The sequence below is a fragment of the Cupriavidus sp. 94F1 genome (assembly GCF_057798875.1).
The window spans coordinates 521830-534070 of the sequence record NZ_JBYOJT010000005.1; the positions used below are offsets into that span (position 1 = coordinate 521830).

A 12241-nucleotide genomic window follows, 5' to 3' on the forward strand; every position below is an offset into this window, starting at 1 on the left:
GACGCCCCGATGCCCTTGCGGCATCGGGGCGTTTTTCCTGGGGCAGCCAGGTTTAATCTATCCGCCGCAGTGTCCACACGACCGCCAGCGGCTTCCGGCAGACGCCCCGGCTATCCCGGCGGGTCCGCCTCGGTCAGTCCTGGCCGATGCCGGCTTCGTCCTTGAGCACCGCAAGGTGCGACAGGTAGCTATCCAGCTCGGCACGGCCCTGATCGGTGATCGTGTACACGCGCCCGTTGCCCTCCACCAGCTCGGCGGTAATCGCGCGAGCCATCATCAGGCTGCGCAGCACTGGCCGCAAGGCACGGATGTTCTTGTCGATGCCGCGCTCGCGCAGACGCTCCATCAGGTTGAACACCGTGGATGGGCTGGACTGCACCAGCTTGAGGATGTACAGCCGGGAAACGATCCGGTCGAGCGAAGGCGGTTTCATAGGCGCAGGTGACGCAGCCAGAGGTGCGGTAAGTCTAATCATCATGCGCAGCCCGAGACTGCTTGCGCAGCCAGGCCCTCATCGTCTTGAATGCCAAAAAAACGGGGTGCACGCAGTGGCACCCCGAAAGCTTGCTAGTGTCGCGCCGCCTGGGCGGCGCGATCGTTCAGGAACGCCACGGAGCGTTATTCTTCCTGGAACGCTTCTTCGCGCTTTGCCTTGATCGACGGCAGCGCCACCACGGCAACCAGGGCGGCTGCGGCAATCAGCAGGCCCACAGACAGCGGACGGGTGAAGAATACCGTGAACTCGCCACGCGACAGCAGCAGCGTACGGCGGAAGTTCTCTTCCATCATCGGTCCCAGCACGAAGCCCAGCAGCAGCGGCGCCGGCTCGCACTTGAGCTTCAGGAACAGGTAGCCGATCACACCGAAGGCGGCTGCCATGAACACGTCGAAGGTCTGGTTGTTGACCGAGTACACGCCGATGCAGCAGAACGTCAGGATGGCCGGGTACAGGAAGCGATACGGCACGGTCAGCAGCTTCACCCAGATACCGATCATCGGCAGGTTCAGGATGATCAGCATCAGGTTGCCGATCCACATCGAGGCGATCAGGCCCCAGAACAGCGACGGGTTGCTGGTCATGACCTGCGGGCCCGGCTGGATGTTGTGGATCGTCATCGCACCCACCATCAGCGCCATCACGGCGTTCGGCGGGATACCCAGCGTCAGCAGCGGGATGAATGACGTCTGTGCCGCGGCGTTGTTGGCCGATTCCGGACCTGCCACGCCTTCGATGGCGCCCTTGCCGAATTCGTGTGCGTACTTCGAGGTCTTCTTTTCCAGCGAGTAGGCTGCAAACGAAGCCAGTGCCGCACCGCCACCCGGCAGGATACCCAGCGCCGAACCCAGGGCCGTGCCACGCAGCACGGCAGGGATCATGCGCTTGAAGTCTTCCTTGGTCGGGAACAGGTTGGTCACGTGATCGGTGAAGGTCTCGCGGGCTTCCTTCTGTTCCAGGTTCGCGATGATTTCCGCGAAGCCGAACACACCCATGGCCACCGACACGAAGTTCAGGCCGTCGGTCAGCTCGGGCACGTCGAACGAGAAGCGCGCCGCGCCCGAGTTCACGTCCGTCCCGACCAGGCCCAGCAGCAGGCCCAGCACGATCATCGAAATCGCCTTGACCAGCGAGCCCGACGCCAGCACCACGGCACCGATCAGGCCCAGCACCATCAGCGAGAAGTACTCGGCGGGGCCGAACTTGAACGCCAGTTCCGACAGCGGCGTTGCGAATGCGGCCAGGATCAGCGTGGCCACGCAACCGGCGAAGAACGAACCGAGACCGGCAGTGGCCAGCGCCACACCGGCGCGGCCGCGCCGTGCCATCTGGTAGCCATCGATGGTGGTCACAACGGACGACGATTCACCGGGCAGGTTCACCAGGATGGCGGTGGTGGAACCACCGTACTGCGCGCCGTAGTAGATGCCGGCCAGCATGATCAGTGCAGCGACCGGCGGCAGCGAGTACGTGACCGGCAGCAGCATGGCGATGGTGGCCAGAGGCCCGAGGCCCGGCAGCACGCCGATCAGCGTACCCAGCACGCAGCCCAGAAACGCGTACGCCAGGTTCTGCAGCGTCAGTGCCGTGGAAAAGCCCAAGGCAAGGTGTTCAAACAATTCCATTTGAGGCGACTCCTTAGCCGGTGATGAAGGCAGGCCACACCGGCATCTGCAGGTTGATGCCGTACACGAACGCGCCCATGCTGATCAGCACGAGCACGACGCTGTTGAGCAGCGCGCCCTTCCAGCTGAACTCATGGCTGGCCATCGACGACACGATCACCAGCACGAACACCGACAACACCATGCCGAGCGGCTTGAGCAGCAGGCCGAACAGCACGACGGAACCGAGAATCCACAACAGGATCTTCAGGTCCCAGCGGGCGAGCTGGTCTTGCTCACCCTTGGACGACAGGGCCCCGATCGTCACGACCGCGCCCAGCAGTGCAAGCACGAGCCCGAGCAGGAACGGAAAATATCCGGGGCCCATCTTGGCGGCAGTTCCCATGGAATAGCCGCGAGCGACGAAGGAAAAGCCCAGGCCGACCAGAACGAACATCAGGCCGGAGGCAAAGTCCTTTTGGCTGCGTATGCGCAAAACGATTCTCCTCAAAGTTGTGAAAGCGGTACGCGTGGTTCACCGGCTCTGGCACGCCACGCTGCGAACGCGCGAGTGTGGACACGTTCGACGCGATGGGGCGAACGATAAAAATAGGAACTTTCAGCCGCCTTTCATTTGTCTGGGGTTTAGGGTATTTCCCGATCTCCACTTCGGCGGGCACCTTGCCGCAATACATCACATCGTGATACAAATGCCCGGCATCGACGACATCGGTGCAAGCCAACTGAAAGGCAGAGTGGTAAGACGAATGAAAGGAAAGATTGCGCAGTGAAGCGGCCGCGCGGCGTCCGGGGTGCCGCGCAGCTTTCGACTGGCTTACAGATGCATCGGGCCGCGGGCCGTGGAAATCATATGTGTTGTCATGCGGAGGGCCTGATGCATGTGTGCATGCGTCTTTTTTCTTCAGCGGACCGTTTCGGCGCCTGCGTCGACGTCCTCGCACGGACATCCCATGCTCGTGTCGGGCGCTTGGCCCACCGCTTCGGGTTGCGGCGTGGCGGGCAGGATATGGCTGCGCTTCCAGTTGCCAAAACGGTAGTACAGGAAGGCCAGCGCCACCGAGACCACCGAACCCAGCGGAAAGCTCCACCAGATCGATTCGGCCCCGATATGACCGGCCAGCCCCCAGGCAAACGGCAGCCGGATCACCCACATCGAAATGAACAGGATGACCAGCGGCGCCATCACCGCACCGGTTGCCCGCACCGTGCCGAACACCACGATCGTGAAGCCGAACAGGATGAACGACCAGAGCACCACGCGGTTGATGTGTTGGGCGATCTCGATGGCCACGCTGTCGTCGCCCAGAAAGATGCCAAGCGAATGGCGGTTGAACAGGTAGACCAGCGCCACGAGCGCGCCCGTCATCAGCACGTTGAACAGCAGGCCCACCTGCGTGATGCGCGACACGCGCGCCCACAGGCCCGCGCCCACGTTCTGCGCCACCATCGACGACACACTGGCGCCCACCGCGAGCGCCGGCATCTGCACGTAGGTCCACAGCTGCGACGCCACGCCGTAGGCGGCCGTGGTCTGTGACCCGTAGCCGTTGACCAGCGACATCATCACGATGGCCGACGACGAGATCACCACCATCTGCAGGCCCATCGGCAGGCCCTTGGCCACCAGCGCCCTGAGGATGGCCGCATCGGGCTTCAGCAGCGCCAGTTGCGTACGATGCAGCAGCAGGAAATGCTTGCGCCGGTAGAGCAGCCCAATCATCGCCACCAGACTGGTCAGCTGGGCAATCAGCGTGGCCAGCGCCGATCCGGCAATGCCCAGCGCGGGCAGCGGCCCGACGCCGAAGATCAGCACCGGATTCAGCACCACATCGAGCACCGCCGACAGCAGCATGAAATAGAACGGCGTGCGCGAGTCTCCGGCGCCGCGCAGCGTCATCATCACGAAGTTGTAGAAATACATGAACGGCAGCGCGACAAAAATGATGCGCAGGTAGATGACGGCCAGTGGCGCGGCATCGTGCGGCGTCTGCATTGCCGCCAGGATCTGCGGGGTGAACACGAAACCCAGCGCGGATGCCAGCACGGACATGCCCACGAAGAACGTGGTGCTGGTGCCCACCACCCGGCGCGCCTCGTCGATGTCCCGTGCCCCGATAGCCTGGCCGATCATGATCGTATTGGCCATGCTGATGCCAAACACCACGCCCAGCAGAAAGAACAGGATGATGTTGGCGTTGGACGTGGCGGTCAGTGCCGCTTCGCCCAGATAGCGGCCCACCCACACTGAATTGATCGAGGCGTTCAGCGACTGGAGGATGTTGCTGCCCAGCACGGGCAGCGAGAACATCAGCAGCGTCCGGCCAATCGGGCCGGTGGTCAGTCTGGCATCGGGCTTCATAGGGGAATCTATTTTTTCCGCACTGCAGCAATAAAGACCAGCAGGGCGCGGTTGGATGAGTCGGGAGCGGGCAGCGGACCCGCCAGTCTAGTTGGCGGTCCGCCGCCGCGCCACCGGCATTGCGCTGACACGCCCCGGCCGATTATCGACCACCGCTGATCTCTATGCGCATTTAGCCGCGACGCGTTAAGCTTGCGGCTTTCCGACCGATCGTTCGCGGCCGCCGGCCGGCCGTCCCAACCCGTACAGGAGACACGCATGGCGTACCAGGATCTCGCCCTCTACATCGATGGAGAATTTGTCAAGGGAGGCGACCGGCGCGAGCAGGACGTCATCAACCCGGCCACCCAGGAACTGCTGGGCAAGCTGCCCCACGCCAGCAAGGCCGACCTGGACCGCGCGCTGGCCGCCGCGCAGCGTGCCTTCGAGACGTGGAAGAAAACGTCACCGCTGGAACGCTCGGCCATTCTGCGCCGCGTGGCGGAACTGACCCGCACCCGCGCCAAGGAAATCGGCCGCGACATCACGCTGGACCAGGGCAAACCGCTGGCCGAAGCCGTGGCCGAAGTCACCATCTGCGCCGAACACGCGGAGTGGCACGCCGAGGAATGCCGCCGCATCTACGGCCGCGTGATTCCGCCGCGCAATCCCAATGTGCGTCAGATCGTGGTGCGCGAGCCGATTGGCGTCTGCGCCGCGTTCACGCCGTGGAATTTCCCGTTCAACCAGGCCATCCGCAAGATCGTGGCAGCCATCGGCGCCGGTTGCACGCTGATCCTGAAGGGCCCCGAGGATTCGCCCAGCGCCGTGGTGGCACTGGCGCGCCTGTTCCACGATGCAGGCCTGCCCCCGGGCGTGCTGAACATCGTCTGGGGCGTGCCGAGCGAAGTGTCCACTTACCTGATCGAGTCGCCGATCGTGCGCAAGATCTCGTTCACGGGCTCGGTGCCGGTGGGCAAGCAGCTTGCGGCCATGGCCGGCGCCCACATGAAGCGCGTGACGATGGAACTCGGCGGCCATTCCCCGGTGCTGGTGTTCGATGACGCCGACATCGAGCCGGCCGCCGAGATGCTGGCTCGCTTCAAGCTGCGCAACGCCGGCCAGGTGTGCGTGTCCCCGACGCGCTTCTACGTCCAGGAAAAGGCATATGACCGCTTCCTGGCGCGCTTTACCGAGGTGATCGGATCGATCAAGGTCGGCAACGGCCTCGACGACGGTACGCAAATGGGCCCGCTGGCGCACGAGCGCCGTATTGCCTCGATGGAACAGTTCCTCGACGATGCCAACCATCGTGGCGGCAAGATCGTCGCCGGTGGCTCGCGCATCGGCGACAAGGGCTTCTTCTTTGCCCCCACCGTGGTGACCGACCTGCCCGACGACGCAAAGCTGATGGTGGACGAGCCGTTCGGCCCGGTCGCGCCGGTGACCCGCTTCAAGGACACCGAGGAAGTACTGCGCCGCGCGAACAGCCTGCCGTTTGGCCTGGCCTCGTACGTGTTCACGAACTCGCTGAAGACGGCCCACCAGGTCTCGAACGGCCTGGAAGCCGGCATGGTCAATATCAACCACTTCGGCATGGCGCTGTCTGAAACGCCGTTCGGCGGCATCAAGGATTCCGGCATCGGCAGCGAAGGCGGCCAGGAGACCTTCGACGGCTACCTCGTGACCAAGTTTATTACGCAGGTCTAAGCGCCGTTGCGGCCCCTCTCCCACCCGGAGAGGGGCGCCTTCCGCCTTGCCCTTGCTGTCCCCGCCTGTTGTTCACCGCCCCTGCGCCTTACTTTCCGCCCCTGGCCTTCCTGTAGTCCTCCGCATACGCCTTCCACTGCGCCAGCGACACGTCGCGGCCGTGCCGGGCCAGCCGTAGCGCCATCGACTGCCAGCGCCCGCCCGCGGCGTAATCCTGCAGTTTCTCGATCCGGTCCGCCGCCTGATGGCCGCAGCCACGCAGGTGGGCCCAGGCAGCCGCGCGCGCCATGCAGGCCAGCACATCGACCAATGCGGCCTTGTCACGGCAATACGCCAGGTCCACGCGATCGGTGGTCGGCTGCAGGCTCTTGACGACAAACGACTCGCGCCGGCCTGGCGCGACATATGACAGCAGCGCCGGCGAGGCCGCCTGCATGATCTGCTGGGTCGTCACCACGCGCTGGGCGTCGCTGCTCCAGTGCGGCTGGTGACGCTGCAAATCCAGCCAGGCGCTGGGCGCCGCGCGCTTGATATCGATAAGTCGTTGCGATGTGGGGAATTGCGTGTCATGCGCCAGCACGACGTAGCGTTCCAGTCCCAGGCTGCCCACGCCGGCCACGCGGCGGGCGGCATCTTCGGCAACAAAGCGATGACCGTGATGCTCCTGCTGCGAGTAGAGGGCCAGGATATGCGCGGCCCGTTCGCGCGCATCGCGTTCGGCGCGCAGCGCCCGCCGGTCAAGATTGAGCCGCCTGCGCCCGCCACGCAGCGTGGTGCGCGCCGCCAGCAGCGCCCCCCGCCGGCGGCGTTTCACCTGGCGCAGCAGCGTGGCCACCAGCCCGGTTGCCGTCGCGCGTTCGATCCAGCGCGGCTTGCCGGTGCGCAGCGTATGGGTATATTCGCCCAGCATGTTGGCGCAGGCCACGTGGGCGTCCGCTTCGGACAGGCCGTACTGGTGCGCGGCCACCAGCACGCTCGACAGCATGCGCACGGCGTCCACGGTAAATGGCGCCACCAGCGCGTCGTCGAAATCGTTCAGGTCGAAGTACACCAGCCCGTTGTCGCCCTTGAACGATCCGAAATTCTCCACGTGCAGATCGCCGCAGACATAGGTGCGGGGCGCATCCAGCCCGATCTCGGCCCGCAGCGATGCCGCGTAGAGATGGTTGGTGCCCCGGAAGAATGCGAACGGCTCCGCCGCGATGGCGGCCAGCTTCATGGTCAGCCGGTCCGGGTCGCGGCCATGGTTGTAGAGCAGGATGCTTTCGGTGACGGCGTGCATGTGCGAGGTCCCTGGGAAACGTCGCGGCGCCCGCCGCCAGCATGGGGACGCTAGCGGAAAAACACGCCGCGGGTCAGGAAAGTGTAATCCGCTTCCGCAGCCATGAGCCATACCAGCACCAGCAGGCACAGCGGCGGCAACAGGATCGCGCAGATCAGCGCCAACCGTTCCCACGCCATGTGCATGAACACGGCAACGATCAGCCCGGCCTTGAGCAACATGAACAGCAGAAGCAGGAACCAGCGCAGGTACCCGGTCAGGTTGAAGTAGTCCACCATGTACGACATGGTGGACAGCACGAACAGCAGCAGCCACACCTTCAGGTACAGCTTGATCGAATGCGTTTGCCCCCCGTGCTCCTGGGCCGGTTCGCCGTGCGGCGCCGCTTGGGTTGGTGTCGATGCCATGATGCGCCTCACCACAGGTAGAACAGCGCGAAGATGAAGACCCAGACCAGGTCCACGAAGTGCCAGTACAGGCCGGCGATCTCCACGGGCTGGTAGTTCCCGCCGATGTCGTAATGGCCGCGCAGCACCTTGCTGGCGATCACCAGCAGATAGATCACGCCACACGTCACGTGAAAGCCATGGAATCCCGTGATCATGAAGAACACGGAACCGAACTGCGCAGCGCCATGCGGGTTGCCCCACGGCCGCACTCCTTCCAGGACGATGAGTTTGGTCCATTCGTATGCCTGCATGCAGACGAAGACTTCGCCCAGCCACGCCGTCACGAATATCAGCTTGGCGCAGTTCATGCGGTCGCGCCGGTAGGCGCAGTTGACCGCCATGGCCATCGTGCCGCTGCTGGTGATCAGCGTGAACGTCATGATCGCAATCAGCAGCATTGGCACCTGCCGGCCGCCAATGTTCATGCCGAAAAGCTCGGCCACGTTCGGCCAGGGCACCGTGGTGGCGATCCGCACGGTCATGTAGCCGGTCAGGAAGCAGCTGAAGACGAAGGTGTCGGACAGCAGGAAGATCCACATCATCGCCTTGCCCCACGACACCTTGAACGCGCGCTGGTCCGAAGACCAGTCGGCGACCAGGCCGCGCAGGCCGCCCGGCGGATGATCGTGCGGCGACGCCGCCGGGGTGGAGAGTTGCGAACTCATCGGTGTACCTCCCTCATCCCCGGCCGCAGATGTAGTTGACGAGCTCGGGCGTCAACCACGCCAGCGCGGCCAGCAGTACGATCCATACGCCCAGCAGAAAATGCCAGTACCGGGCGCAAAGACCGATGCGCACCTGCGTGCGCATGCCGCTGCCGCGATCGAACGCCACGAATGCAAAGGCGACGAGCCCGCCAATCATGTGAAGACCGTGCATGGCCGTCAGCAGGTAGAAAAAGCTGCCGGCCGGATTGCTGGCGGGCACGACATGCGCGGCATAAAGCGCCGCCCACCCCCAAAGCTGCGATCCCACGAACGCCAACGCGCCGAGTCCGCCCAGCCGCAGCGCCCCGCGCGCGCGCGCCATGCGCCCAGCCCTGGCCGCACGCGATGCCACCGCCATCGCCACGCTGGCCATCGCAAGCAGGCCCGTTGACAGCCACACCTGCCACGGCAAGGCAATCCGATGCCAGTCCGGGCTGTCCATGCGCATGACGTAGGCCGCCAGGAACAGCGTGAACAACGCGGCCACCACGCCCATGAATACCCACAGCCCCGTGCTGCCCGGTGCACGCTGGCCGTGGCCGTGCATGGCGTCGCCGCCCGCGCCGCTGCCGGGCGAATCGGGCGATACGCGGAAAACGCCGGCTCCCGAAGCGGCCGCCATCGGATCGGCATTCATGCCACGGCTCCCCGGCTGGGATACGGCTCGGGCTCGCCACCCCCGGCATCGGGTGGCGCGTTCTGCGCGATAAAGTCCTCGCTGGCGCCCGGCACGCTGTACGCATAGGCCCAGCGATACACCACGGGCAGATGCGGCCCCCAGTTGCCATGCACGGGAGGCGTCTGCGGCGTTTGCCATTCCAGTGACGCCGCGCGCCAGGGATTGGGGCCGGACACCCTTCCGCGGCGCAGGCTCCAGAACAGGTTGAAGACGAACAGCAGCTGGGCCGCCGCCACCACGAAGGCCGCGATGGAAATGTACATGTTCATCGTATGCGCCGATTCCGGAATGAAGCTGTAGTTGTCCCAGGCGTAGTAGCGGCGCGGCATGCCCATGATGCCCAGGTAGTGCATCGGGAAGAAGATCGCATAGGTGCCCACGAACGTCACCCAGAAATGAATGCGGCCCATGGTGTCGTTGAGCATGCGCCCGGTCACCTTCGGATACCAGTGGTAGATGCCGCCGAACACCACCAGGATTGGCGACACGCCCATCACCATATGGAAGTGCGCCACCACGAAATAGGTGTTGGAAAGCGGTATGTCGACGCTGACGTTGCCGAGGAACAGCCCCGTCAGGCCGCCGATCACGAAGGTGCTGATGAACGCGATGGCGAACAGCATCGGCACCGAGAAATGAATGTCGCCCCGCCACAGCGTGATGACCCAGTTGTACACCTTGATGGCCGTTGGCACGGCGATGATCAGCGTGGTCGTGGCGAAGAAGAAGCCGAAGTACGGATTCATGCCGCTCACGAACATGTGGTGCGCCCAGACCACCACGGACAGCAGGCCGATCGCCAGGATGGCCCAGACCATCGTACGGTAGCCGAAGATGCTCTTGCGCGAATGCACGCTGACCAGGTCGGAGACGATGCCGAACGCCGGCAGCGCCACGATATACACCTCGGGATGCCCGAAGAACCAGAACAGGTGCTGGAACAGCAACGGACTGCCGCCCTTGTAGTTGAGCTGCTGGCCCATCGACACCATGGCCGGCATGAAAAAGCTGGTGCCCAGCGTCTTGTCGAGCAGCATCATCACCCCGGAGACGAACAGCGCGGGGAACGCCAGCAGCGCCAGGATGGTGGCCATGAAGATGCCCCACACGGCCAGCGGCATGCGCAACATCGTCATGCCCTCGGTACGCGCCTGCAGCACGGTGGTCACGTAGTTCAGCCCGCCCATGGTGGCGGCGACGATGAAGATCAGCAGCGACACCAGCATCAGGATGATGCCCCAGTCATGCCCCGGCGTGCCCGGCAGGATCGCCTGCGGCGGATACAGCGTCCAGCCCGCGCCCGTGGGCCCGCCTGGCACGAAGAAGCTGGCCAGCAGCACGATCACCGACAGGAAGTAGACCCAGAAGCTGAGCATGTTCAGGAACGGGAACACCATGTCGCGCGCGCCCACCATCAGCGGGATCAGGTAATTGCCGAAGCCGCCCAGGAACAGTGCCGTCAGCAGGTAGATCACCATGATCATGCCGTGCATGGTGACGAACTGGTAGTAGCGGTTGGCGTCGATGAACTCGAACTTCCCCGGAAACCCCAGCTGCATGCGCATCAGGTTCGACAGCGCCACGCCGACCAGCCCCACGAAGATGGCCACCAGCGTGTATTGCACGGCAATCACCTTGTGGTCCTGGCTCCAGACGTAGCGCGTCCAGAAGCTCTGCGGACCGTGATGGGTGGCGTCGTCGGCATAGGCCATCGTGTCCTCCTTGCCTACTTCCCGGCCTGGGGCGCCGCACCGGCGCCGGAGCCCAGCGAATGGATATAGGCGGACAGCGCCGCCACCTCCGCATCGGTCACGGGCACCTTCGGCATGACCGGCCCAAAGCCCTTGACCACACGCGCCTGCGGATCCTCGATTTCCTTCTTCAGGAAGGCGTCGTCGACGGTGGCACTGCTGCCATCGGCAAACGTCTGCGTGCTGCCATACAAGCCCTTCCACGACGGGCCCACGCCCTGCGTGCCGTCGATGCTGTGGCATGCCACGCAACCTTTGCTCTGCGCCAGCGCCCGACCCTGCTCGACGTTGCCACTGGCGCCCGCGCCGGGGGCAACGCCGGTTCCCGGCAGCGCGGCCGGCTGCGGCGCCTTGGCCTGGGTCATCGCGAAGGTCTGCTGCTTGGCCAGCCAGGCGTCGAATGCCGCGGGTTCCTCCACCACCACATGGCCGCGCATGTTGTAGTGCCCCACGCCGCAAAGCTGCGCGCACAGGATGTCGTACTTGCCCACTTGCGTGGGCGTGAACCAGAACGAGGTCACCATGCCGGGCACCATGTTCATGCGGGCCCGGAACGGTGGCACATAGAAATCGTGCAGCACGTCCTTCGATCTCAGCAGCACCTTGACCGGGCGGTTCAACGGCAGGTGCACTTCCGGACCCAGTACGATCACATCGTCCTGGCTGTTCGGGTCGTCCGGATTCAGGCCCATCGGATTGGTGGCGCTGGTGAAGCGCGGGTCCGTGGTGCCCAGCGTGCCGCCCCGGCCGGGAAAACGGAATGCCCATTGCCATTGCTGGCCCACCACCTCCATCGCCATGGCCTCGTGCGGCGGCCTGACATAGTCGGCGTAGACAATCAGCCCGGGCGCCAGCAGTGCCATGATGCCCACCGCGCTGAGGCCGATCAGCCAATGCTCCAGCCGGCGGTTTTCGGGCTCGTAGGCGGCCCGATGCCCCGCGCGATGCCGGAAGCGCCAGACGATATAGCCCAGGAGCACATTGATGCCGACGAAGAACGCGCCGGTGATGACGAGGGTAATGGTGAGCGTGTCGTCCATCTGTTTCCAGTTGGACGCCAGCGGTGTCAGCCACCACGGGCTCAGGAAATGAAAGAGCACCGAAGCAGCGACCATGATGACGAGCACGACCGCGATCGCCATGTCCCCCTCCTCTTACGCACGCAAGGGAACGGGCCGGAAGGCAGGGGCAGGCAGGTGCGCCC

Annotated in this window: 11 protein-coding genes; 1 reads left to right on the top strand and 10 read right to left on the bottom strand. The window is 64.6% G+C overall.

Features of this window, described 5'->3' with window-relative positions; genetic code table 11:
- Positions 1-133: 133 nt before the first annotated feature.
- From AC3FJ6_RS15965 to AC3FJ6_RS15980, 4 genes are all read right to left on the bottom strand, one after another.
- Positions 134-433: a helix-turn-helix transcriptional regulator gene (locus AC3FJ6_RS15965; RefSeq protein WP_488772797.1), complete on the bottom strand. Its 300-nt coding sequence runs from the start codon at positions 431-433 to the stop codon at positions 134-136.
- A gap of 185 nt (positions 434-618) precedes the next feature.
- Entirely contained in the window at positions 619-2121 is a 1503-nt protein-coding gene (locus AC3FJ6_RS15970; protein ID WP_488772798.1) for a tripartite tricarboxylate transporter permease, read from the bottom strand.
- Between the two features lie 13 nt (positions 2122-2134).
- Positions 2135-2596, bottom strand: coding sequence for a tripartite tricarboxylate transporter TctB family protein (locus tag AC3FJ6_RS15975; protein WP_153949202.1), 462 nt, complete (start codon positions 2594-2596; stop codon positions 2135-2137).
- A gap of 426 nt (positions 2597-3022) precedes the next feature.
- Positions 3023-4480 carry an MATE family efflux transporter gene (locus AC3FJ6_RS15980; protein WP_488772800.1) on the bottom strand — a complete coding sequence of 486 codons (1458 nt, stop codon included), beginning with the start codon at positions 4478-4480 and terminating at the stop codon, positions 3023-3025.
- A gap of 258 nt (positions 4481-4738) precedes the next feature.
- Between AC3FJ6_RS15980 and AC3FJ6_RS15985 the strand changes: the two genes are divergently transcribed.
- The gene (locus AC3FJ6_RS15985; protein WP_488772801.1) at positions 4739-6169 is read left to right on the top strand and encodes an NAD-dependent succinate-semialdehyde dehydrogenase; all 1431 of its coding nucleotides are present in this window, start codon (positions 4739-4741) and stop codon (positions 6167-6169) included.
- A gap of 88 nt (positions 6170-6257) precedes the next feature.
- Here AC3FJ6_RS15985 and AC3FJ6_RS15990 read toward each other — a convergent pair whose 3' ends face one another.
- The 6 genes from AC3FJ6_RS15990 to AC3FJ6_RS16015 are packed head-to-tail and all read right to left on the bottom strand — an operon-like array spanning position 6258 to position 12179.
- On the bottom strand, positions 6258-7451 hold the full coding sequence (locus tag AC3FJ6_RS15990; RefSeq protein ID WP_488772802.1) for a DUF2252 family protein: 1194 nt from the start codon (positions 7449-7451) through the stop codon (positions 6258-6260).
- A gap of 50 nt (positions 7452-7501) precedes the next feature.
- A complete protein-coding gene (locus AC3FJ6_RS15995) occupies positions 7502-7858 on the bottom strand; it encodes a cytochrome C oxidase subunit IV family protein (RefSeq protein WP_488772803.1) in 357 nt (118 codons plus the stop codon).
- An 8-nt stretch (positions 7859-7866) separates the two neighbouring features.
- Positions 7867-8565, bottom strand: coding sequence for a heme-copper oxidase subunit III family protein (locus AC3FJ6_RS16000; RefSeq protein ID WP_153949197.1), 699 nt, complete (start codon positions 8563-8565; stop codon positions 7867-7869).
- 13 nt (positions 8566-8578) lie between these two features.
- On the bottom strand, positions 8579-9244 hold the full coding sequence (locus AC3FJ6_RS16005; RefSeq protein ID WP_488772804.1) for a cytochrome c oxidase subunit 3: 666 nt from the start codon (positions 9242-9244) through the stop codon (positions 8579-8581).
- Complete coding sequence (gene ctaD / locus AC3FJ6_RS16010; protein WP_488772805.1) at positions 9241-10998, bottom strand: cytochrome c oxidase subunit I; 1758 nt, start codon at positions 10996-10998, stop codon at positions 9241-9243. The genes AC3FJ6_RS16005 and ctaD overlap by 4 nt, the downstream gene beginning before the upstream one ends.
- A gap of 14 nt (positions 10999-11012) precedes the next feature.
- On the bottom strand, positions 11013-12179 hold the full coding sequence (locus AC3FJ6_RS16015) for a cytochrome c oxidase subunit II (protein WP_488772806.1): 1167 nt from the start codon (positions 12177-12179) through the stop codon (positions 11013-11015).
- Positions 12180-12241 lie beyond the last annotated feature (62 nt).